The following is a 23,080-nucleotide window of genomic DNA, read 5'->3' on the forward strand; positions in this document are numbered from 1 at the left end:
AGCTGAAAAGAATTGCCCTTTGCGTTGTAGATGTTTGAAACACAAATCATTGACATAATTCCAGACAAAATTCACCTCAGATGCTAATTGGTCTAACACCTTGCAATGTTTGTCTTTTATGCGTAACTTAAGTGTTTTCATACATTACATGTTAATTGGTCTATAATGGAAAATCAACAAATAAGATCAGGTCGGCACTGTGTTTTTAATATGCATGTTCACTTGGTCTTTGTGACGAAATATCGTAAAGATGTTTTTACAAAACCTATGCTTGATGCAATGGAAGGGATGTTTAAAAAAGTATGTTTAGACTTTGAAGCTGAATTGACTGAATTTAATGGTGAGGATGATCATGTTCACTTATTAATTAACTACCCACCAAAAGTTGCTGTTTCAAATTTAGTTAATAGTTTAAAAGGCGTATCGAGTCGGCATTTAAGGAAAGACTTTCCTGAGATCAAGAACAAGTTATGGGGTGGATCACTTTGGTCGCCAAGCTATTTTGCTTCAAGTTGTGGCGGTGTGCCATTAGAAATCATTAAGCAATACATTGAGCAACAGCAGACACCACATTAGAAGCAGAGCCTTATATCATCCCCATGAATGAGGGTGTTTTACTGCTCATTTGATAAAAAATAGCGAGTCAAAATAAGCATTTTTATGCTCTAAACTGATCTGGTCGCTATTCTTTTATATGCATTTACTTGGTTATTTACTCGGTTTAGCTAAAATTTCAATCAGTTCGATATCAAAAATTAATGTGCTATTCGGTTCTATCACATCACCAGAGCCAATTTGACCATAGCCAAGTTGTGCTGGAATGAAGAAACGATATTCAGCGCCTTCTTTCATCAGTTGTAAGCCTTCAGTCCAGCCTTGAATGACTTGGCTGACTTGAAATTCAGCCGTTTGATTTCGTGCAATTGAACTATCAAAAACAGTGCCATCAATTAAACGACCTTCATAATTCACTTTAACAATAGAATTTGCTTTAGGTGATGGACCTGTACCTGGCTTGAGTATTTGGTATTGTAAACCCGATTGAGTGGTTTGAACGCCTTGTTTCTTGGCATTGGCAGCTAAAAATTCAGCACCAATTTTGGCATTGGCATCTGCTTTCTTTTTTAACTCAATAAGTTGTTTTGCATCACTTTGCTTTTTATGTTGCGTGAGAACGCGTGCCATTTCTTCATCAGTCAGTGCCGATTTACCGCCTTGAGCTGCTGTTTTTAAACCCAGTATGAATGCATCTAAGTCCAAATCTTTGACCGATTCGGCATTGCTGCGTCCCATTAAATAACCAAAGCTGTAGCCGACTTGTTCATTTAAACTGCTGCTGTTGGTCACAGTTTTTGCAAAACCTGTTGTGGTAAACATGCATAAACAAAGCAATGTCATCGGTGTTTTCATATGCTTATCTCAAGATAAATCAGGAGAGCAAAAGCTCTCCTTCAATTTTTATTTTACTTTGATTAGTTCAACATCAAAAATAAGGGTGCTGTTTGCAGGAATCATGCCCGGAACACCTTGTTCACCATAGCCTAATTGCGAAGGGATATAAAGAGTGGCTTTGCCACCTTCTTTCATCAATTGCAGACCTTCAGTCCAGCCTGGAATAACTTGATTCAATGGGAACTCAATTGGTTCACCACGCTCAATTGAGCTATCAAATACTTTGCCGTCAACCAGTTGACCTTTGTAATGCACGGTCACCATAGAGTTTGCAGCAGGTTGTTTGCCTGTGCCTTCGGTGATGATTTTGTACTGTAAGCCAGAAGCCGTCGTTTTTACACCGGGTTTTTTCGCATTTTCAGTTAAGAAAGAATCACTCGCCGTTTGGACTTTTTGTTCTTGTTGAACTTGCTTTTGCTGCATTTCTTTTTGGAACTGCTCATATGCTTTTTGCAATTCTTCTTCGTTATAAGCTGGTTTATTTCGGGCATGACCTTCACGTACGCCAGTCACAAAGCTATTAATATCTAATTCAGGAGGTGTTTGATGTGCAACTTCATAGCCCAATGCATAACTAATTTTTTCAACAGCAGAAGCATTTTTTGACGCTTTAGATGTCACAGTCGCAGGGTTTTGAGTCGCATAGTAAACAGGTACAAGTGCAGCACCGCCTAAAAGAACAGCGACAGCGATGGGTAAGGCTTTACTCATAGGTTTTCCCAAATTCATTTTATATAAAAAAAGTTGCATTAATTTTAGCAGACTTTTCTAGCCAACACGTTCCGAGCGATGCGTATTGTGTAGAAATCCAATATATTCTGATTAATCTTATTATTCTATAATTAGCTGAATAATAAAAACATTTTTAATACATTAAAATAGCAAATTTTTATTCATTTAGATAATCAATTATAAACTTTTGTTTTAAATGTTATTTATCGATCAAATTTTTTTTAGCAGTAAATAGGGGCTGCTGAAATGTCAACAGACCCTAAGATTAAAAAAGTCAGCAGATCTCTGACTTTTTTAATTATAAATTTTTAATCATTATTTTTTGATGCTTTATAGCCATAGGCATAGTTATAGCCGTAACCATAGCCGTAACCATAGCCGTAACCACCAGAGCCGCGTTGAATATCATTTAGAATAAAGCCATTGACTTTAACCCCAACTTGTTCAAAACGATTTACAGTCAATTCAAGTTCTTTCATCTGCGATTTTGCATAGCGCGCAATGACAAGATTCACGCCAGCATATTGCGAAATGATAATCCCATCCGTTACTGCAAGCACAGGCGGTGTATCAATAATAATGTGATCATACATCGGGGAAAGTTGCTCAAACATCGCAGCAAACTTTGCTGAGCTTAAAAGTTCTGAAGGATTAACCGGACTTTTACCTCGAGTAATGACATCTAAATGAGGGATTTCTGTAGGCTTAATAATGCTGTCGAGCGTTTGCTGGGTATTTAAATATTCAGCTAAACCAGGGAGGTTGTCATGGTTGAAGTATTTATGTAAATAACCTCGACGCATATCTGCATCAATAATCAGTACCCGTTTATTACTTTGTGCCAAAATAGCGGCTAAGTTGGTTGAAATAAAAGATTTACCCACTTCCGGTGCCGGACCTGAAATCATAATGATATTATTTTTTGCATTATTTAAAGCAAAATGAATTGCGGTACGCATACTACGTAAGCTTTCAATGGCAATATCATCACCATTTTTAATGGCTAAAATAGGAATACTCTTTTTCTTTTTCAATAATTTGATGCGGCTTTCCTGAGTCGGTGAGCGAGGCACGGTAGCATATACCGGTAAATCCAACTCATTTTCAATTTGATTGGAATCTTTAATCCCTGAATGCATCATATTACGTAATAAAGCCAATAAGGTTCCAAGGAAACCACCAAGGAAAATGGCAAGGATTAAAATTTGCAATTTTTTTGGTTTAATAGGTTCAATTGGTAGTACCGCAGTATCCACAATACGCACATTGCCAATTTCACCGGCTTTGGCAATACGCAGTTGTTGGTAAGAGTTTAATAGCGCAGTATAGAGCTGAGTTTTTACTTCAACTTCACGGTACAGTTGCAGGTAACGGCGTTGTAAATCAGGAAGTTGTTTTAAGGTATCATTTAACTCGCCAATTTTTTTATTGATCGCGCCCAGCTGCGCATTCATTTGCTGCATGGCTGGATGTTCATTGGTGTATTTCGCAGCAGCTTCTGCTAATTTTTGTTCAATTTCAGCTTTTGATGTTTCAAGCTGAATACTTTGGGTTAAATACAGTTCAGATTCTTTAGTCACATCAACGGTATTATATTGTTGACGGAATTTATTAAACTCGCGTTCAGCAACATCCAGTTGTTGTTTTAACTCAGGAAGTTGTTCATCCAGAAATTTTAGCGTTTGTGCTGTTTCGGCAGAACGACGTTCAATATTTTGCTGGCTATAAGCCACAAGAATCGAGTTGAGAACATTGGTAATGTGTTCTTTGTCTTGACCTTGGTAATTTAAACCTAAAATACCGGTCAATTTACCTTTTTCAGCCACAGAATAATTCTCTGTAATTGAAAGCATTGCTGCAGGCAAAGACATTTTTTCAATATTATAAGTATTTTTGAGTTGATCTTGCGTATAGAGGGCAATCTTCCAAGTACCATATTCCGATGTATGCTGGCTTTCTTGGTTGGTTACTGCACTAAAAATGACTTGTTTGGTTTTTGCATCTGTTAATGTGTATTTATTGCCATTAAAATTGAGCAGCAGGTTCTTATCTAGATAATAGGTTGGAATGTCAAACTTTCGAACATCAAAAGACTTGGCATCATCTTTAAAAATAACGGCGTTTTTATTATATGTGGTTTGATAGTCATGTGGACTGAGTAAACGATTAAAAAAACTATTTTCTGTACCGGAAATTTTTAAATCTAAATTTAGATCTTTAATGACAGAACCCAGTACTAAGCGTGATTTAAGCAGCTCGATTTCAGTTTGAGCGGGTTGCTTCTGCTCAATCATGCTGGATAGATCACCCAGTAAAGCTGCCGAGGTGCCTTTACTTTCTTCAACTTGTACCAATGCATCCACTGCATAAGTATCAGGCGTGGTTCTTAAATAGAGTAATGCGCAGACCAAGCTTAAAATGACGCATAGTGCAATGAGTTTCCATTGCGCAATGAGTGAAAAAAACAGCTCTTTTAAATCAATGGTATCTTCGGTATTGCTATTTTGGCTCATAATCTTGCTATCAAAAAGTTAAATATGTTTTTTCCAGTCAGCTATACAATCTTGTATTAACTGACAGGTTTCATCAAAGACCCATTGCTCATGTTGAAAAGGATCAGGCACATTTCTACTTTGCCAATACCCTAATCGAAATGTTTTTCCTTTTGCAAAAGGCCAAGTCTGTTCTAAATGCTTTTGCTGATTTTGACTCATGACCAAAATCAGATCTGCCTTTTTAATTAAGTCAGCATTGAGTTTTTTAGCAATATGAGGCTGCATATCTATACCTAAACGCTGCATACAGAGTATTGCCTTTTGATCTGCTGCATGACCGATTAAACCAGAAATACCCGCAGACTCGATGTTCAGCTCTGGATATTCCCGTTTTAAAAAGTATTCAGCCATTGGGCTGCGGCAAATATTCCCCACACAAACCACAAGAATCTTTTGGATATTCATATTAATTGCCTAAATTGTTGGCAGTATTAACAAGACTAGAAAAAGGAACAACTTGATTAATCACACGTTGCCAGCGTGCAAGGCCTGAAGCATCGACATAGACAATATCATTACTGTGCATTTTAAATTGATTGGCCAAGCCAAAGTCAGCAATGCTGGTTAAATCCAAATGATAAACTTCAGTACTTGCGTCATTTCGGTTGCTGCGCACTACATAAATTTTACTACGACTGGCAGACAGTGGATTTAAACCTAAACTTTCACCGAGAACATCGCTTAGACTCATCCCTTGATCACGCATGGGTAGGGATTGATTCTTACCAGACTCACCCATAACATAAATTTTTTGATTTTCTCTCGCATTGATATAAAGTGTATCATTGGGTTGAATCAGTAGGTTATGTAAAGAATAGCCTGATTTTTCCAATTCAACGCTGTTGAGTGCGTAAGTACGACCTTGGCGAACTAGCGTCATTGAAGCATGGTCACCCAATTGAGGATTCACACCACCCGCTAAACCTAAAGCCGTATAAACGCTGACTGGTTGATCGCTTAAGTAGAATTGCCCACCTTTCATGACATTGCCCTGCACTGAAAAGCGTTGTCCCTGATAGGAGAGTACCCGTGCAATCACATCGGGGGTTTTTAAATAACGAGAAAGTTGGCTACGTAATTCTTGGTTGATTTGTGTTAATGATTTTCCCGCAGCCTTATAACGACCAATCATGGGAAATTGAATATAGCCATTTTGATCAATTTGATAGCCATTGGCTTGTATAGATTGTTCATTATTAATTGTTGTGGTAGGTGGCGTAATATCAGGATAAGCCCAAAGATAAATAGAGAGAATATCACCCGCACTTAATTTATAATTTTTATGTGGCGAGCTAAATAAATGAGCATAATCTTGTTGAATGTTGACTTGTGCAGGTTGTAGAGCCGGAAGTGATTCTTGAGTGAGTTTAAGCACATTAACCGGAGTACCAAGTTCGGTCTGATAAACACCTTCACTTGGCAAATCAAATGTTTGTAGCCCCGATGTAATCGCACATCCTGTTGTACCTGCAGCTAGCGCGCAGAGTAAAAAAAATTGGTAATATCTCACTCGAAATCCCGTTTATAAAAATAATCTGATTTTAAAAATAGTCGGCATTTTACCCTGTAATACGTAAAATATTAATAATAAATTGTAATTGTTATTTTATACCAAGATCATCGCTGGGGTATAGCTTTTCTTCATGAGTTTGATGTGGGTAGGTGATTTTGATGTTCAAAACAGGTTTTTATGGGCCAAATGAGATCTAGTTCTCTGTATTTTAACTAAAAGTACGACTTCGAATAGAATGTTTAAAATAGATGAAAATAAAATTTATTAATCGTTCAATTCTATTCTGTTTGATATTTAGTTTAAGATTAATAATGTTAAAATTAAATATAATTAATATTGTAATTGTTTATTAATTTTTTTATGAATTTAATGTTTAATTATATTGTATGCCTTGTTGTTTTTATAATTTAATGCTTTATTTTTATATAATTAATACAAAATTTTAAAATGTTTTTCTTTTGAATAAGTATAAATATATTTTTTCTGCTATATTATAACTCGGCGTTAAGCCTACTGATTTATAGACATAAATAAACAAGATAAGGCTGTAACATGTTACAACTCGCGGAACTAAAAATTGCAATTATTGGATTGGGTTATGTCGGACTTCCTTTAGCGGTAGAGTTCGGTAAAAAAGTACCCGTGGTTGGTTTTGATATTCATCAAAAACGGATTGATGAACTCAAAAGTGGACAGGATCATACCTTAGAAGTATCAAAAGAAGAATTGGCTCAAGCCAGTCAACTGAGCTATTCAGCAAATTTAGAAGATTTAAAAAATTGTAATTTCTTTATTGTGACTGTTCCGACGCCTATTGATGAGTTCAAACAACCCGATTTATCACCTTTAGTCAAAGCATCAAACAGTATTGGTCAGGTACTTAAAGCGGGTGACGTCGTCGTTTATGAATCAACGGTATATCCTGGGGCAACTGAAGAAACTTGCATCCCTGTATTGGAAAAAGTTTCAGGATTAAGATTTAATCAAGACTTCTTTGCAGGTTATAGCCCTGAGCGCATTAATCCGGGTGACAAATTACATCGCGTTACCAATATTTTAAAAATCACCTCAGGCTCTACCCCTGAAGTCGCTGATTTTGTCGATCAAGTATATAACTTGGTCATTGAAGCTGGCACACATAAAGCGTCTAGCATTAAAGTGGCAGAAGCGGCAAAAGTGATTGAAAACACGCAGCGTGATGTCAATATTGCCTTAATTAATGAGCTGGCGATTATTTTCAATAAAATGGGTATTGATACCGAAGCGGTATTGCAAGCAGCAGGGACGAAATGGAATTTCTTACCTTTCCGTCCGGGGCTTGTCGGTGGGCATTGTATTGGTGTTGACCCGTATTATTTAACCCATAAAGCACAGTCAATTGGTTATCATCCAGAAATTATTTTAGCCGGACGTCGCCTAAATGATTCAATGGGTGCTTATGTGGTCACTCAGCTTGTCAAAGCAATGATTCAGAAAAAGATTCAGGTTCAGGGTGCGAAAGTATTGGTCCTTGGTTTGAGCTTTAAAGAAAACTGTCCTGATATTCGTAATACTAAAATTATTGATATTGTGAATGAGTTGAATGAATACCATATGGATGTCGATGTTTATGATCCTTGGGTAGACACTGAAGAAGCGGTGCATGAATATGCGATTACACCAGTACAAGCAGTTAATCAAGATACTTATGATGCTGTCATTTTAGCGGTTGCACATGAGCAATTTAAAGTCATGGGGGCAACAGAGATTCGCGCTTTAGGGAAAAAAGCCCATGTTTTATATGACTTAAAATATGTGCTTGATCAATCTGAATCTGACATTCGTCTTTAATCACGAACTTTGTAAGGAATACATAACATGAGCCAATATCAAACCGTTTGCACACAATTAAAACAAGCACCTAAAATGTGGTTGGTCACGGGTGTGGCTGGTTTTATTGGCTCAAATTTATTAGAAACCTTGTTAAAGCTTGATCAAAAAGTCGTAGGTTTAGATAACTTTGCCACAGGGCACCAATATAATCTGGATGAAGTTCAAAATTTGGTGAGTCCTGCGCAATGGAGTAATTTTTCTTTTATTGAAGGCGACATTCGTCATTTTGAAGATTGTCAAAAAGCCTGTATGGATGTGGACTATGTATTACATCAAGCAGCTTTAGGCTCTGTACCGCGTTCAATTGTCGATCCCATTACCACCAATGCAACCAATATTACGGGCTTTTTAAACATGTTGACTGCGGCACGCGATGCTAAGGTTTCAAGTTTTACTTATGCGGCCAGTAGTTCAACCTATGGCGATCATCCTGCTTTACCGAAAGTTGAGGAAAATATTGGTAATCCATTGTCACCCTATGCAGTAACCAAGTATGTCAATGAACTCTATGCAGATGTTTTTGCTCGTACATATGCTTTTAAAACCATTGGTTTGCGTTATTTTAATGTCTTTGGAAAGCGACAAGATCCGAATGGTGCCTATGCTGCGGTGATTCCCAAATGGACAGCTGCAATGATTGCCGGTGATGAGGTATTTATTAATGGTGATGGTGAAACGAGTCGTGATTTTTGTTTCATTGAGAACACGGTTCAAGCCAATATTTTAGCAGCAATTGCAAATGATGAAGCAAAAAATCAAGTTTATAATGTTGCTGTAGGTGACCGTACGACTTTAAATGATTTATTTAATGCACTTCAGGCAGCATTGCATGAAAATGGGGTCACTTATAATAAAAAACCAGTTTATCGTGAATTCCGTGCCGGTGATGTTCGACATTCACAAGCAAGTATTGCTAAAATTGAACAATTTTTAGACTATGAACCAGAATTTAATATCAATCAAGGGATTAATATTGCGATGCCTTGGTACATTAAATTTGTCTAATTAAAAATGAAAGATATCTTACTGTTGTTGAAAAAAGCAAAATGGCTTGTGGGTGGTAATTTTGTTTTTGCATTTTCTCAATGGGTCATTTTGATTTTTTTTGCTCGCATGACGAATCAAGAAAACTTGGGTCAATATGCATTAGCCTTAGCAATAGTCACACCTATTTTTGCTGTTGGAAACCTTCAATTACGTCCTCTTTATATATTAGATGTAAATAGTGAGCAGAAATATACCTATACACATTTCTATTATTTACGTTTAATTTGTTCATTTATTGCGTTAGCTTGCTGTTTAGTTCTTGGTTTGTTTTTTAATGTTTCAATTTTAGTATTGCTTTTGGTTGGGCTATTAAAGTTTTTTGAATCTTATTCCGATATTATTTATGCGTATTATAATGCACATGATCAAACTCAATTAATTAGTAAATCATTATTTTTGAAAGGGGCTCTTTCTGTTTTAGCTGTTGCATTAGGTTTGTATTTATTTGATTTTTATACGGCATTAATTTTATTTTTATTTGTTTATATTGTGGTTTGGTTATTCATCGATAATTTGTATATTCAGAAAACTAAAGAAATAAAAAAAATGAGTTTAGATTTAGGGATTATGAAGTCTGCTATCCCTATGGGAATTTCATTGGGTATCGTTACTTTGCAAAGTAATATTCCACGTTTATTTTTAGATCAGTATGCAAGTATTGAGGCTGTGGGTATTTTTACCGTGCTCAGCTATTTTATTATTGTGGGTAGTATATTTATTAATTCTATTTGCCAGTATCTTAGTCCTCGTTTAACGCATGCATGGAATCATAATAGAGCATATTTTAAAAAGCTTTTATCTATGGCTTTGCTTGTTGCTGGTGGGTTGGGTCTAATCGCTATATTCCTCAGTTATTTCATGGGAGAGTTTGTACTTAACCTCGTTTATGGTGCTGAATATGTAGCTTATACAGATGCGTTTGTATTGACCATGGTGGCTGGTTTTATACTTTATTTGGCTACTGTTCTGGGTTATACGCTAACAGCCATAGGATTTATTAAACAACAGGTTTATTTATTTTCTATCGTGTTGATTTTTAGTGTATTGGTTTCATATTTATGTATTCCTGAATATGGAATTGTTGGTGGTATTTATACTTTAATGGTTAGTTATTTGGTGCAATGTATTCTTTCTCTGCTGGTTGTATTATTTCGTCTTAAAGAGTAAATAAAATGAAAATCATGTTATTCATTACTGGTTTAGGTATGGGAGGAGCTGAGAAAGTTGTTTGTGAACTTGCAGATAAGTTGTACGAGTCAGGACAAGAAGTCAGTATTGTTTACTTTTTCGGTGAAATCGTTAGAAGACCCGAAAATAAAGAAATTAATATATGTAAAGTATCGCTTAATCATAATTTATCCATTTTTAAGGCATTAAATGCTGTCATTAAACTGGTTGATCAGATACGGCCCGATGTTATTCATTCACATATGTTTCATGCCAATATGATGGCAAGATTTGTGAAAATGTTGAGAAAAAATATTCGTGTCATCTGTAGTTCACATTCAAATTATGAGGGTGGACGTGTACGTATGGCAATGTATCGATTGACTGAAAAGTTATGCGATGTACATACAAATGTCAGTGATAATGCGGCTAAAGCTTTAATGCAGGCTGGAGCTGTTAAAAATAAAAAAATGATGACCGTTTATAATGGCATAGAAAGCAATAAATATAAATTTAATCAGAATGTACGAGCTGATATCCGAAAGAACTTGGGTTTTGATGATAATTTGCAAGTTATTTTAACAATAGGTCGAATTGATACGCCTAAGGATTATCCTACTTTATTAAAAGCATTTAAAATTGTTCGAGAAGAGCAAAAAAATACTATTTTAATCATCGTGGGGGATGGCCCAAAGAGAAATGAAATTGAAAATCTCGCAATTCATTTAGCAATTGAAAAAAATGTAAAATTTTTAGGCATTAGAGATGATATTCCACAACTTTTGAATGCATGTGACTTGTTTGTATCTGCATCGGCATGGGAAGGTTTTGGCATAGCAATATTGGAAGCGATGCTGTGTCAAAGAAGAATTGTAGCGACAAAAACAGATGGTGCAATGGAGTTACTTGACTCAAATTTAGTGGGCGTCGGACAACCTGAAGCTATGTCTAAAATGATTCTGAATGTTTTGAACCATCAGGAAAATATAATGAGATATCCGAAAGCAAATAGTTTTGATTGGAAATTTATTTTAGAAAAATGGTTGAACCTTTATCAGGGTCAAGTTAAGTAATAAGTTTTTAAGGGCTTTGTTGCCTAAACTATCCTTGAATATTGATTCAGCAATATAATTTTCTTATCAATAAATCCACATTTAAATTTATCGGATTATTAATTCGTCGCAATACAATCGCGCTTTAATCGATAGAGGAAATCTTAGTATTTAGTTTGGCTGAATCGGTGGAAAAAAGAGGTATGGCATTAAATCTTACGAAGTAATGCTGCTCAGGTGAGAAACTCACCTTAAAAAAGTTGCAGAGCCAAGTTAACCAAGTACCTACACGTATTGTGGTACTCAACAAATCTACTGAATGAGGTAGACCACAGATCAAAGTTGTGCCCTGAACTGATGGATCTTGGAATATTTTATCTTTTCAATCTTGATGCAATAAAGCCCATGAAAGATCAAGAAATGTGAGTGCAAAATTACCGCAAGTGTTGCTTATTTTGTGAGTTATCTATAGAGCTCTGCATATCTTTAAATGCAATATTTCAGATTCAATCATTTATACTGACTTTTTTTTGAAGTGTTTGAGCATCAATGTTCTTCATTTTAAGGCATAGAAAATTTAAATTGATACGGTAAGGGAGCCAGTGATTCAAATGAAATTTTTAATGGTGAGCAGTTACCTTCCTTCAGTTTTAAATTTTCGTGGAAAACTTTTAGAGGCTATTCATCAGCAAGGTTATGAAATTCATATTATTGCGCCAGATTTATCCTCCTTTTCAGATGAATATCAAAAATTACGGAGTTTAGGCTATCAGGTTTATAGTGTCCCTATGCAGCGCACGGGTACAAACCCAGTTACAGATTTGTCCACAGTATTTGCGCTGTATAAACTGATTCATAAAATAAAACCAGATTGCGTATTGTGCTATACCATTAAGCCCGTCATATATGGCACTTTAGCCGCTTGGCTAGCAAAAGTGCCTAAACGTTTTGCATTAATTACCGGTTTAGGCTATGCCTTTCAAAATGTAGATCAAGATAGCACGCGCAGTATTTTTCAAAAGTTAGTTCACGGCTTATATCGGCAAGCACTGTCGCATTGTTCTAAAACTTTTTTTCAAAATCCAGATGATCTTGCTTTATTCAGAGCATTAAAACTATTGCAGTCGAATATTCCTGCGGTTGTTGTGAATGGCTCTGGCGTTAATGTCTCTGATTTTGATGTCATGCCTTTGCCACTCAATAGCCAGAACCAAGTTGCAATTTCCTTCTTGTTAATTGCTCGTCTATTGGGGGATAAAGGTGTACGTGAATATGCCGAAGCAGCGGCAATCATTAAAAAAAATCATCCTGATATTCAATTTAACTTGGTCGGATGGATTGATGACAATCCGACTGCTATTACTCAATTAGAATTAGATGCATGGGTAAATGCAGGAACGCTTAAATATTGGGGTAAACTTTCAGATGTTCGACCTGCTATTGCAGCAAGTTCAGTCTATGTATTGCCTTCTTACCGTGAAGGCACGCCACGAACGGTATTAGAAGCAATGGCAATGGGGCGTGCTGTCATTACCACAGATGCACCGGGTTGTCGTGAAACCGTTGTAGATGGTGATAATGGATTTTTAGTAGAGGTTAAATCTATCGCTGATTTAGTAGAAGCCATGCAGAAATTTATTGAACAGCCTGAGTTAGCGATACAAATGGGTAAGCGTTCACGAGAGATCGCCTTAAATAAATATGATGTTCATCAAGTGAATAAACATATGATGACAGAAATGGGATTGTTATAAATGTTGAAACGTTTACTTGATATCATTATTGCATCCACAGCACTCATTCTGCTTGCACCGTTATATGCTTTTGTTGCCTATAAAGTGAAGAAAAAATTAGGTTCTCCAGTTTTATTCCGCCAAGTTCGTCCGGGTTTGTATGGTAAACCGTTTGAGATGATTAAGTTTCGTACTATGAAGGATGCGGTCGATGCCAATGGTCAGCCACTTCCTGACAGCGAGCGTTTAACAGCATTCGGTAAAATGTTACGTTCAACCAGCTTGGATGAAATGCCTGAACTTTGGAATGTGATTAAAGGGGACATGAGTATTGTTGGGCCACGTCCACTGCTGACAGAATATTTACCACTCTATAATGAAGAACAAGCGAAACGGCATAATGTACGTCCGGGTATGACAGGACATGCTCAAGTCAATGGACGTAATGCGATTGGCTGGGAAGAAAAATTTAAACTGGATACATGGTATGTAGAGCATCAATCGACCCTTTTAGATTTTAAAATTATGTTTAAAACCGTGCATAAAGTCCTCGCCAAAGATGATATCAGCGCGGAAGGCGAGGCCACCATGACTCGTTTTACAGGCACAGAAAAAAAGGATGCTAAGAAGTGACAATTTATATTGGTGTATATGGTGCAAGTGGTTTTGGTAAAGAGGTGATGCCTCTAGTACGACAACAATATCCAACACTTCTTCAAGCACAATTTGTATTTATTGATGATGGGCAAGCAGGAACCACTTTAAATGGTTATCCGGTTTTAAGTTATGCAGATTTTGTCTCACATTCAGCCCAACATAAAGCAGTGATGATTGCGATTGCAAATAGTCGTGTGCGTGAAAAATTGGCGATTCGCTTAGATCAAGATGGTATTCAGCATTTGGCGGTACAAGCAGCAAACACTGTTGTATTAGATGCAGTGGAAATTGGGGAGGGGAGTTTACTCTGTCCTTTTAGCTGTCTGACTTCCAATATTAAGATTGGTAAATTTTTTCATGCCAATATTTATAGTTATGTCGCACATGATTGCATTATTGGTGACTATGTAACCTTTGCCCCAGCGGTAAAATGCAATGGCAATATTCATATTGAAGACCATGCTTATATTGGAGCGGGTGCTGTGATTAAACAAGGCACGCCAGATAAACCTTTAGTGATTGGTAAAGGTGCGATCGTGGGTATGGGCGCTGTGGTAACGAAAAGTGTACCCGCAGGTGTGACTGTAGTGGGGAACCCCGCAAGAGTTTTAGAGAAAAAATAGTTTCATATTTAAAAAATTAGGAATGAATCATGCTCAATACTGCATTTGAACCATGGCCAAGCTTTACTCAATTTGAAGCGGATGCTGTAGCTAAAGTTTTATTATCAAACAAAGTAAACTATTGGACAGGGCAAGAGTGCCGTGAATTTGAAAAAGAATTTGCACAGTTCGCAGGTACTCAATATGCAGTCGCATTAGCCAATGGCACGGTTGCGTTAGATGTCGCATTAAAGGCATTAGGTATCGGTGCAGGCGAGGATGTGATTGTCACCTCGCGGACCTTTTTGGCTTCAGCCAGTTCAATTGTGACAGCAGGGGCGAACCCAGTTTTTGCTGATGTAGAACTCGATTCACAGAATATTTCAGCGCAAACGATTGAAGCGGTGCTGACACCTAATACAAAAGCGATTATTTGTGTGCATTTGGCAGGTTGGATGTGTGATATGGATCCAATCATGCAATTGGCTCGCGATAAAGGTCTTTATGTGATTGAAGACTGTGCGCAAGCACATGGTGCCCAATATAAAGGCAAACTTGCAGGCTCAATTGGTCATATTGCCGCATGGTCCTTTTGTCAGGATAAAATTATGACCACGGGTGGTGAAGGCGGTATGGTCACCACCAACGATGAAGAGTTATGGAAAAAAATGTGGTCATATAAAGACCATGGCAAAAATTTTGACAGCATCTATAACAAACAACACCCACCGGGATTCCGTTGGCTACATGACTCATTTGGTACAAATTGGCGCATGATGGAAATGCAGGCGGTGATTGGGCGTATCCAGTTGACCAAAATGCCAGAATGGACAAAAAAGCGTACGGATAATACTAATATTATTTTAAATGCGTTTGAAAATAGCCCTTATTTTACTGTGCATCGTCCATCAAATGATTATGTGCATGCATGTTATAAATGTTATGTCCAAGTGAATATTGAAAAATTGCCAGAAGGTTGGTCACGTGATCGCATTATGCAGGACATTAATGCCTTAGGTGTACCATGTTTTAGTGGTTCATGTTCAGAAGTATATTTAGAACACGCATTTGATTATACGCCTTGGCGCCCTGAAAAGCGTTTGGAAAATGCCAAAAAACTTGGTGAAAGTAGTTTGATGTTCTTGGTGCATCCAACCTTATCGGAACAGAGTATGCAAACAACCATTGCGGCTATTCACGCTGTAATCGCAAAAATTTAAACTGAAATTGGCGTATAATCTGCGCCATTGCGTGTTCTGACGTTTCTCCAATTTAGAGCTTTTAGTGAAAGACATTATTCGATATTTAGCATCTTTGCCACGTCGTCAAAAACAATTTGTTTTCGTGGCGATGGATGTCTGTGTCTTACCTTTAATCATGTGGTTGGTGTATGCCATACGTTTGGCAAAGCCAAATGTGCCTGTAATGCAAGGGCTTGATTTTTGGTATCTCTATGTCGGAATGTTTGGTGTTTTAATATTTGCCTTGCTTGGCATTTATAGTGCGATTGTTCGTTCATTTAATGAAGATTATTTACTGCGGATCTCCATCGCGACATTTATCCAAATTGTGGGTTTATATGCCATTAAAAAGCTAGATTTGGCTTTTATTCCGATGAGTATTCCACTCATGTACGGCTTTATGCTGTTTTCGTGGATGTGGTGGAGTCGCGCGGTGATTCGTTATGCCACGCTTAAAACCTTTGCAAAAAAACAAAATCGTAAACGGGTTGCCATCTATGGCGCGGGGCTTGCAGGTCAACAAATTGCAGCCGCTTTATTTCGATCAGATGATTATTTGCCGGTGTGTTTTATTGATGATAAAGCATCGCTGCAAGGGCAATCGTTAAGTGGTTTAAACATTTATTCACCTAAACGTATCTCAAATAAATTAGGCAAATTTCAGATTGAAGAAATTTTATTGGCCATGCCATCGGTAGGTCGAGCAAGAAAAAAAGAAATCATCGAATCCTTTGAGCTGGCCGACGTTAAAATTATGGAATTGCCGGGTGTGACCCAATTGGTTGATGGTCAGGTCAAAGTCTCGGATATCCGTGAAGTGGATATTATTGACTTACTTGGCCGTGATCCTGTACCGCCAAAGGCAGAGCTTTTAGAAAAAAACATTAAAGACAAAGTGGTGATGGTCACTGGAGCGGGTGGGTCTATTGGCTCGGAGTTATGCCGTCAGATTGTGAAGCATCAGCCGAAAATTTTAGTATTATTTGAGATGTCTGAGTTTGCGCTGTATTCGATTGACCGTGAATTACAAAATTCAGCTGTGCAGATTGTTCCCGTTCTTGGTTCGGTGACAAACCAAACCAAACTAGAGCGCGTGATTGCAGCGTATCAAGTACAAACGGTTTACCATGCAGCGGCTTATAAGCACGTACCTTTGGTCGAAGCCAATCCATTTGAAGGGATTTATAATACCTCGATTGGTACGGCAAGAAGTGTCGATGCAGCAGTAAATCAAGGGGTCGAAACTTTTGTTTTAATTTCGACCGATAAAGCCGTGCGTCCAACCAATGTCATGGGGGCATCCAAGCGCATGGCAGAGTTATATTGCCAAGCTTTAGCTTCAATGAATCCGAAAACACAAATTAGTATTGTACGTTTTGGTAATGTATTGGGTTCTTCAGGTTCAGTCGTTCCACTGTTTAAAAAGCAGATTGCAACAGGTGGGCCTGTTACCGTCACGCACCCAGATGTGACACGTTACTTTATGACCATTCCTGAAGCAGCACAGCTGGTGATTCAAGCGGGTGCCATGGGAACAGGTGGTGATGTCTTTTTGTTGGATATGGGTGAGCCAGTAAAAATTGTCGATTTAGCCAAGCAAATGATTCGTTTGAGTGGCTTTAAACCGATAGATGAAAAAGGTCTTGGCGATATTGAAATTCAGTTTACGGGCTTAAGACCGGGTGAAAAGCTGTATGAAGAATTGTTGATTGATCATGGAAATGTAGAGAAAACTGAGCATCAGAGAATTTTAAAATCATACGAAATATTCTACAGTTATAATGAAATATTTAATATTTTTAATGATTTAAAAGTATATGTAAATCACAATCAAATATCTGAATTATTAAGTATATTGGTCAAGTATGTCGACGGTTATAAACCCCATCTAAATTCAAATAATTAAATTATTTAATTTTCATTAAATGATAAAAATATTAAAAAAACGAGACTTTGTTTTTTATAGCTATTATAATGTGCACGGTTTATGTTAATAGCGACAATATATGATTTTATAATCATTATGATTAACCAATAATATTAGAGCCTAATTTTAGTTATGGGAATTTTTTCAGGAAAAATTGTATCTAATTCACTGTGGATGATGCTTGAAAAAGTTATCTCAATATTTGGATTGATTTTTGTAACGTCATATGTTGCAAAATATATTGGGCCAACTAATTTTGGAAAAATAGCATTAGCTACAACATTATTTACATTTGTCCAAACGCTCACTTGGTTTGGTAATCAAGAAATTTTATTTAAACGTGTTAGTAAGAATCATCAATCTGGATTAAATTATTTATCTAATACTCAAAAAATAAGATTCTATTTGTTTTTGTTCATGAGCCTACCAATATTATTTGGTTTATATATTTTTACCGACTTATTAACACTTATTTTTGGTATAGCTACAGCATTTGCAACATACTTTATTACGCAAGATATTTATGCCGTTTATAATAATGCTGTTCTTCACTCTTATATCAATGCAATTGTTAATATGGTGGGGTTGTCAATTGCATTAGTGGTGCGATATGTGATTGTGCTATTCGAACTGGAATATGCATATCTTGCCATTCCTATCGTGTTGGTCACTCTGATTCCATATTTGCTAAAGCGATACTGGTTTAATCGAAGTCTTAAAACACCGATACTGAATCAACAAAAATATCGAAAATATTATTTTTTAGCGGGTGGTTCTTTAGTTATATCCACCTTAGCCGTAAGTTTTTATACACAAATTACCAGTCTAATGTTAGCAAAACTAACATCTCTAAAAGATCTTGGGGTTTATGCAGTGGCTGTTACGCTGGGCACTGCATGGTCATTTATCAACTTTGCAGTGATTACTTCTGTACTAAGTAAAATTTATAGAGAAAAAAGTCATTATGAGTCTTATGTAATGATTGCCAAGCTAAATTTGGTTATTTTAGCTGTTTCTTTATCTGTGGTTGCTGTCTTAGGGCTATTGGGGCCGTGGATTATAGAAACATTGTATGGTGCAGCATACCAAGATGCCTATCAATTACTCATTATTTTAGCGCTTTCAACGATGTTAAGTGGGCTAGGGACTATTGCAGCACGATTGATGGTGAAAGAAGAAAGTTATGCTTATATTTCTAAAAAAATGCTGTTCGTTGCTTTAAGTGCATTACCGATATCTTACGCAATGATTTATGTATATGGACTAATCGGTGCAGCTTATAGTGTGTTCATCATTGAGCTTCTTTCATTGACCGTATTTAATTATTTTTATAAAGATGGATTAATATTTAAAATCCACCTTTTTCCATTTTTTAAACATTCATTAAAAATGAAACAATAGGAATAAAATGATGTTGAATATAACAGTTGTCGGCACGGGGTATGTAGGGCTCTCAAATGCAGTATTATTTGCACGACAACACACTGTTACCAGTTTAGATATCGATGCCAAACGTGTTGAACTGATTAATCAACGTCTTTCTCCAATCGCAGATGACTATATTGAGAAAACTTTAAAGGACTCTGAGCTAAAATTAACAGCGACGCTAAATAAAGAGGCTGCTTATAAGAGTGCAGACTATATTATTATTGCAACGCCTACCAATTATGACTCAGACACCAATTCTTTTGATACATCTTCAATTGAAAGCGTTATTGCAGATATTTTACCGATAAATACAACTGCACCGATTATTATTAAATCTACGATTCCTGTAGGTTATACAGCACAAATTAAAGCAAAGTTTCAAACAGAACAAATTATATTTAGTCCTGAGTTTTTGCGAGAGGGCAAAGCACTCTACGACAACCTATATCCATCACGAATTATAGTCGGGGAAAAATCGGAACGTGGTGAAGCAATTGCTCAGCTCTATTTAAATGCAACTGTAGAGAAAAATGCTCCAACTTTATGTATGCATTCTACAGAAGCAGAAGCAGTCAAGTTATTCTCAAATACTTATTTGGCGATGCGTGTGGCTTATTTTAATGAGCTAGATACTTATTGTGCTAAGCATGGTTTAGACAGTTTTGATATTGTGCGTGGCGTAGGCTTAGATCCTCGTATTGGTCAGCATTATAACAATCCTTCCTTTGGTTATGGTGGTTACTGTTTGCCTAAGGATACCAAGCAGCTGCTAGCCAACTATAAAGATGTTCCACAGGATTTAATTCAAGCGATTATTCACTCAAATAAAACGCGTAAGCAATTTATTGTCAAAGAGATATTGAAGAAGCGTCCAAATGTGGTGGGTATATATCGTCTGACCATGAAATCAGGTTCTGATAATTTTCGTGATTCTGCGATTCAGGACATTATGTATGAGTTAAAAGAATACAATATTGATGTGATTGTGTATGAGCCAACTTTAAAAACTAAAGAGTTTGAAGGGTATGCTTTATATAGTGAATTAACAGAGTTTTTATCTAAGTCAGATGTAATTTTGGCAAATCGTATGCATACAGATTTGGAAGCGGTAAAAGCTAAAGTGTATACACGTGATTTGTTTGGCGATAATTGATAGGAAAAATTATGAAAATTTTAATTACTGGTGGTGCAGGATTTATTGGTTCGGCTGTTATACGCCATATCATTGAAAATACAAATAATAATGTATTGAATGTAGATAAACTGACTTATGCTGGGAATTTAGAGTCGTTGGAAATGGTTGCGCATAATAAGCGTTATCAATTTTCACAAACTGATATTTGTGATCGCGTTGCTCTAGATAAAATTTTTTTTGAATTTCAACCTGATGCGGTGATGCATTTAGCGGCTGAATCACATGTAGATCGTTCAATTACAGGGCCAGCTGATTTTATTGAAACAAATATCATTGGAACATATCAATTATTGGAAGCAAGTCGTCATTATTGGTTGGGCTTAGATGAAAATAAAAAAGCAGTTTTTCGGTTTCATCATATTTCTACAGATGAAGTGTATGGGGATTTAGAAGGAACGGATGACCTATTTACAGAAACGACATCTTACGCACCTAGCTCTCCTTATTCTGCAAGTAAGGCAAGTTCGGATCACTTGGTTCGTGCTTGGCATCGAACTTATGGTTTGCCTGTCGTTCTTACCAATTGTTCAAACAATTATGGCCCTTATCATTTCCCAGAAAAATTGATTCCACTTATTATTTTAAATGCGTTACAAGGTAAGCCTTTACCTATATATGGTGACGGTCAACAAATTCGTGATTGGCTTTATGTTGAAGATCATGCCCGTGCACTTTATAAAGTCATGACTGAGGCTGATGTTGGTGAAACCTATAATATTGGGGGTCACAATGAGCAAAAAAATATTGATGTGGTTAAAGCAATTTGTAGCTTGCTAGATGAGTTAGCCCCAGATAAACCTCAAGGTGTTGAGCATTATGTAGACCTTATTACTTATGTGACAGATCGTCCTGGTCATGATTTACGTTATGCAATTGATGCAAGTAAAATTCAACAAGATTTAGGCTGGGTTCCAGAAGAAAGCTTTAAAACGGGTCTTCGTAAAACTGTACAATGGTATTTAAACAATCAGCAATGGGTGAAAAATATTCAAAGTGGTGAATATCAGAATTGGCTTAATCAACAATATCAAACTGAGCGGGCTTAATGTATTAGTATGAAAATATTATTACTGGGTAAAAACGGGCAAGTCGGTTGGGAATTACAACGTGCATTGCAGCCTTTAGGGCAAGTTGTTGCGTTGGATCGCACGATAAATCTTAATGGTTTGTGTGGTGATATTGCAAATTTTGCAGCAATTAAGGATGCAATTGAGAGTATTAATCCTGATGTGGTTGTTAATGCAACAGCGTATACAGCTGTAGATAAGGCTGAATCTGAAAAAGAACAGGCTGATTTAATAAACCATTTTGCTGTCGCACATTTGGCGAAGCTATGCGAACAGCAGGATGCTTTACTTATTCATTATTCAACTGATTATGTGTTTAATGGTCAGGGTGAAACAGCGTGGATTGAAGATGATCTCGCAGCACCGATAAATCATTATGGTCAAACCAAACGTGATGGTGAAATTGCTTTAGAAAATAGCAATGCTCGTTTTATAAATTTCCGTACTTGTTGGGTGTATGCAGCTCGTGGGCAGAATTTTATTAAAACCATGTTAAAGCTTGCTCAGATCAAAGAAGAGTTGAATGTTATTCAAGATCAGGTGGGTGTACCTACAGGTGCAGCTTTAATTGCAGATGTTACGGCGCAAGTAATACGTTATTATTTTTTACAAAATAAGGAACAACAGAAACAGTTGCATGGTCATTATCATTTAGCGCCTTTGGGTGAGACGACATGGTATGACTACGCAAATTATATTTTTGTTCATGCGCGTAATCATGGCACAGTTTTGACGATACAAAAGGTGCATCCAATTGCGACAACAGCTTATCCCACCCCAGCTAAACGTCCGCTGAATTCACGATTAAATACACAGAAGCTACAACAGACATTTAAGCTTCACTTGCCTGAATGGCAACTGGGTGTAGATCAAGTCATTGAAGAGATTTTATAGCATGACAATACAGATTAACCGTAAAGGCATTATTTTAGCAGGTGGTTCGGGTACACGTTTGTATCCAATTACAATGGGCACATCTAAGCAGCTGCTCCCTATTTATGATAAGCCTATGATTTATTATCCATTATCTGTCTTAATGTTGGCAGGGATTCGGGAAATATTGATTATTTCTACGCCAGAAGATTTACCTAATTTTGAAAAATTATTGGGTACAGGTGAGGAATTGGGGATTAAACTTTCATATAAAGTACAGCCTTCTCCAGATGGCTTGGCGCAAGCCTTTATTTTAGGTGAAGATTTTATTGGGGATGATAATGTTTGCTTAATTTTGGGTGATAACATTTTTTATGGTCAGCATTTTAGTGATCAGTTAAAGCGTGCAGCGTTAAAAACTTCGGGTGCAACAGTATTTGGTTATTATGTGAATGACCCTGAGCGTTTTGGTGTGGTGGATTTCGATGCAAATGGTAAAGCTTTAAGTATTGAAGAAAAGCCAGTACAGCCAAAGTCTAATTATGCTGTCACAGGTCTATATTTTTATGACAATAACGTGGTAGAGATTGCAAAAAATATTCAGCCTTCTCATCGTGGTGAGCTGGAAATTACAGATGTGAATAACATTTACTTAGAAAAAAATGAGTTAAATGTTGAAGTTTTGGGGCGTGGTTTTGCTTGGCTTGATACAGGCACGCATGAATCTTTGTTAGAAGCAAGTCAATTTGTTCAGACCATTGAAAACCGTCAAGGATTAAAAGTCGCAAGTCTTGAAGAAATTTCATTTAATAATGGTTGGATTGATCTAGATCAATTAAAAGCACGTGGCGAATTTTTTAAGAAGACGGGTTATGGACAATATCTATTAAAGCTCCATCAAGAACATATAAACCAAGCGTAATAATTTTTAAGAGCCTTTTTTAATAAAGGTTTTTTGCATTTTTTA

Annotated in this window: 20 protein-coding genes and 1 pseudogene; 15 read left to right on the forward strand and 6 right to left on the reverse strand. The window is 36.7% G+C overall.

Translation table 11 applies throughout. From position 1 onward, the window contains the following. A pseudogene (locus BLV99_RS18050) lies at positions 1 to 141 on the reverse strand (RNA-guided endonuclease TnpB family protein); the annotation flags it as partial. 21 nt (positions 142 to 162) lie between these two features. Between BLV99_RS18050 and tnpA the strand changes: the two are divergent. Further along, on the forward strand, positions 163 to 576 hold the full coding sequence (gene tnpA / locus BLV99_RS10720) for an IS200/IS605 family transposase (RefSeq protein WP_092690455.1): 414 nt from the start codon (positions 163 to 165) through the stop codon (positions 574 to 576). A gap of 132 nt (positions 577 to 708) precedes the next feature. Here the strand turns inward: tnpA and bamJ (BLV99_RS10725) are convergent, their stop codons facing one another. The 5 genes from bamJ (BLV99_RS10725) to BLV99_RS10745 all read right to left on the reverse strand — a co-directional run bounded on the left by bamJ (BLV99_RS10725) (position 709) and on the right by BLV99_RS10745 (position 6,249). Beyond that, a complete protein-coding gene (gene bamJ / locus BLV99_RS10725; protein ID WP_092690458.1) occupies positions 709 to 1,410 on the reverse strand; it encodes a BamJ family beta-barrel-assembly machinery protein in 702 nt (233 codons plus the stop codon). Between the two features lie 48 nt (positions 1,411 to 1,458). Further along, positions 1,459 to 2,163 carry a BamJ family beta-barrel-assembly machinery protein gene (gene bamJ / locus BLV99_RS10730; protein WP_092690645.1) on the reverse strand — a complete coding sequence of 235 codons (705 nt, stop codon included), beginning with the start codon at positions 2,161 to 2,163 and terminating at the stop codon, positions 1,459 to 1,461. Positions 2,164 to 2,492: 329 nt separating this feature from the next. After that, the gene (locus BLV99_RS10735) at positions 2,493 to 4,697 is read right to left on the reverse strand and encodes a polysaccharide biosynthesis tyrosine autokinase (RefSeq protein WP_092690461.1); all 2,205 of its coding nucleotides are present in this window, start codon (positions 4,695 to 4,697) and stop codon (positions 2,493 to 2,495) included. 18 nt (positions 4,698 to 4,715) lie between these two features. Then, positions 4,716 to 5,144 carry a low molecular weight protein-tyrosine-phosphatase gene (locus tag BLV99_RS10740; RefSeq protein WP_086185445.1) on the reverse strand — a complete coding sequence of 143 codons (429 nt, stop codon included), beginning with the start codon at positions 5,142 to 5,144 and terminating at the stop codon, positions 4,716 to 4,718. A 1-nt stretch (position 5,145) separates the two neighbouring features. Continuing rightward, a complete protein-coding gene (locus BLV99_RS10745) occupies positions 5,146 to 6,249 on the reverse strand; it encodes a polysaccharide biosynthesis/export family protein (RefSeq protein WP_092690463.1) in 1,104 nt (367 codons plus the stop codon). Positions 6,250 to 6,804: 555 nt separating this feature from the next. Here BLV99_RS10745 and tviB point away from each other — a divergent pair. The 14 genes from tviB to rfbA all read left to right on the forward strand — a co-directional run bounded on the left by tviB (position 6,805) and on the right by rfbA (position 23,035). After that, entirely contained in the window at positions 6,805 to 8,082 is a 1,278-nt protein-coding gene (gene tviB, locus BLV99_RS10750; protein WP_092690466.1) for a Vi polysaccharide biosynthesis UDP-N-acetylglucosamine C-6 dehydrogenase TviB, read from the forward strand. A 27-nt stretch (positions 8,083 to 8,109) separates the two neighbouring features. Continuing rightward, a complete protein-coding gene (locus tag BLV99_RS10755; RefSeq protein ID WP_092690468.1) occupies positions 8,110 to 9,129 on the forward strand; it encodes an NAD-dependent epimerase/dehydratase family protein in 1,020 nt (339 codons plus the stop codon). Positions 9,130 to 9,135: 6 nt separating this feature from the next. After that, on the forward strand, positions 9,136 to 10,338 hold the full coding sequence (locus BLV99_RS10760; protein WP_092690470.1) for an oligosaccharide flippase family protein: 1,203 nt from the start codon (positions 9,136 to 9,138) through the stop codon (positions 10,336 to 10,338). 5 nt (positions 10,339 to 10,343) lie between these two features. Continuing rightward, the gene (locus BLV99_RS10765) at positions 10,344 to 11,411 is read left to right on the forward strand and encodes a glycosyltransferase (RefSeq protein ID WP_092690473.1); all 1,068 of its coding nucleotides are present in this window, start codon (positions 10,344 to 10,346) and stop codon (positions 11,409 to 11,411) included. A gap of 590 nt (positions 11,412 to 12,001) precedes the next feature. Next, on the forward strand, positions 12,002 to 13,144 hold the full coding sequence (locus BLV99_RS10770; protein ID WP_092690476.1) for a glycosyltransferase family 4 protein: 1,143 nt from the start codon (positions 12,002 to 12,004) through the stop codon (positions 13,142 to 13,144). Next, positions 13,145 to 13,756 carry a sugar transferase gene (locus tag BLV99_RS10775; protein ID WP_092690479.1) on the forward strand — a complete coding sequence of 204 codons (612 nt, stop codon included), beginning with the start codon at positions 13,145 to 13,147 and terminating at the stop codon, positions 13,754 to 13,756. Next, on the forward strand, positions 13,753 to 14,403 hold the full coding sequence (locus tag BLV99_RS10780; protein ID WP_092690482.1) for an acetyltransferase: 651 nt from the start codon (positions 13,753 to 13,755) through the stop codon (positions 14,401 to 14,403). Before BLV99_RS10775 ends, BLV99_RS10780 begins: the two co-directional genes overlap by 4 nt. 29 nt (positions 14,404 to 14,432) lie before the next feature. Continuing rightward, positions 14,433 to 15,602: a DegT/DnrJ/EryC1/StrS family aminotransferase gene (locus tag BLV99_RS10785; protein ID WP_092690484.1), complete on the forward strand. Its 1,170-nt coding sequence runs from the start codon at positions 14,433 to 14,435 to the stop codon at positions 15,600 to 15,602. Positions 15,603 to 15,666: 64 nt separating this feature from the next. Further along, a complete protein-coding gene (locus BLV99_RS10790) occupies positions 15,667 to 17,529 on the forward strand; it encodes a polysaccharide biosynthesis protein (RefSeq protein WP_092690487.1) in 1,863 nt (620 codons plus the stop codon). Positions 17,530 to 17,682: 153 nt separating this feature from the next. Then, complete coding sequence (locus BLV99_RS10795) at positions 17,683 to 18,951, forward strand: oligosaccharide flippase family protein (RefSeq protein ID WP_092690489.1); 1,269 nt, start codon at positions 17,683 to 17,685, stop codon at positions 18,949 to 18,951. A 13-nt stretch (positions 18,952 to 18,964) separates the two neighbouring features. Continuing rightward, complete coding sequence (locus BLV99_RS10800) at positions 18,965 to 20,131, forward strand: nucleotide sugar dehydrogenase (protein WP_092690648.1); 1,167 nt, start codon at positions 18,965 to 18,967, stop codon at positions 20,129 to 20,131. An 11-nt stretch (positions 20,132 to 20,142) separates the two neighbouring features. Next, on the forward strand, positions 20,143 to 21,219 hold the full coding sequence (gene rfbB / locus BLV99_RS10805) for a dTDP-glucose 4,6-dehydratase (RefSeq protein ID WP_092690492.1): 1,077 nt from the start codon (positions 20,143 to 20,145) through the stop codon (positions 21,217 to 21,219). A gap of 9 nt (positions 21,220 to 21,228) precedes the next feature. Continuing rightward, positions 21,229 to 22,134, forward strand: a complete 906-nt coding sequence (gene rfbD / locus BLV99_RS10810) for a dTDP-4-dehydrorhamnose reductase (RefSeq protein WP_092690496.1) — start codon at positions 21,229 to 21,231, stop codon at positions 22,132 to 22,134. Between the two features lies 1 nt (position 22,135). Further along, a complete protein-coding gene (gene rfbA / locus BLV99_RS10815) occupies positions 22,136 to 23,035 on the forward strand; it encodes a glucose-1-phosphate thymidylyltransferase RfbA (protein ID WP_092690498.1) in 900 nt (299 codons plus the stop codon). Positions 23,036 to 23,080: the final 45 nt, after the last annotated feature.

The organism is Acinetobacter kyonggiensis, from assembly GCF_900107285.1.
GTDB lineage: Bacteria > Pseudomonadota > Gammaproteobacteria > Pseudomonadales > Moraxellaceae > Acinetobacter > Acinetobacter kyonggiensis.

What these genes read in the sequence shown, in the direction of transcription:
- bamJ (WP_092690458.1), bottom strand. Translation starts at nt 1,410, where the DNA reads ATGAAAACACCGATGACATTGCTTTGTTTATGCATGTTTACCACAACA.
- bamJ (WP_092690645.1), bottom strand. Translation starts at nt 2,163, where the DNA reads ATGAGTAAAGCCTTACCCATCGCTGTCGCTGTTCTTTTAGGCGGTGCT.
- BLV99_RS10735 (WP_092690461.1), bottom strand. Translation starts at nt 4,697, where the DNA reads ATGAGCCAAAATAGCAATACCGAAGATACCATTGATTTAAAAGAGCTG.
- BLV99_RS10740 (WP_086185445.1), bottom strand. Translation starts at nt 5,144, where the DNA reads ATGAATATCCAAAAGATTCTTGTGGTTTGTGTGGGGAATATTTGCCGC.
- tviB (WP_092690466.1), top strand. Translation starts at nt 6,805, where the DNA reads ATGTTACAACTCGCGGAACTAAAAATTGCAATTATTGGATTGGGTTAT.
- BLV99_RS10755 (WP_092690468.1), top strand. Translation starts at nt 8,110, where the DNA reads ATGAGCCAATATCAAACCGTTTGCACACAATTAAAACAAGCACCTAAA.
- BLV99_RS10760 (WP_092690470.1), top strand. Translation starts at nt 9,136, where the DNA reads ATGAAAGATATCTTACTGTTGTTGAAAAAAGCAAAATGGCTTGTGGGT.
- BLV99_RS10765 (WP_092690473.1), top strand. Translation starts at nt 10,344, where the DNA reads ATGAAAATCATGTTATTCATTACTGGTTTAGGTATGGGAGGAGCTGAG.
- BLV99_RS10770 (WP_092690476.1), top strand. Translation starts at nt 12,002, where the DNA reads ATGAAATTTTTAATGGTGAGCAGTTACCTTCCTTCAGTTTTAAATTTT.
- BLV99_RS10775 (WP_092690479.1), top strand. Translation starts at nt 13,145, where the DNA reads ATGTTGAAACGTTTACTTGATATCATTATTGCATCCACAGCACTCATT.
- BLV99_RS10785 (WP_092690484.1), top strand. Translation starts at nt 14,433, where the DNA reads ATGCTCAATACTGCATTTGAACCATGGCCAAGCTTTACTCAATTTGAA.
- BLV99_RS10795 (WP_092690489.1), top strand. Translation starts at nt 17,683, where the DNA reads ATGGGAATTTTTTCAGGAAAAATTGTATCTAATTCACTGTGGATGATG.
- rfbB (WP_092690492.1), top strand. Translation starts at nt 20,143, where the DNA reads ATGAAAATTTTAATTACTGGTGGTGCAGGATTTATTGGTTCGGCTGTT.
- rfbD (WP_092690496.1), top strand. Translation starts at nt 21,229, where the DNA reads ATGAAAATATTATTACTGGGTAAAAACGGGCAAGTCGGTTGGGAATTA.
- rfbA (WP_092690498.1), top strand. Translation starts at nt 22,136, where the DNA reads ATGACAATACAGATTAACCGTAAAGGCATTATTTTAGCAGGTGGTTCG.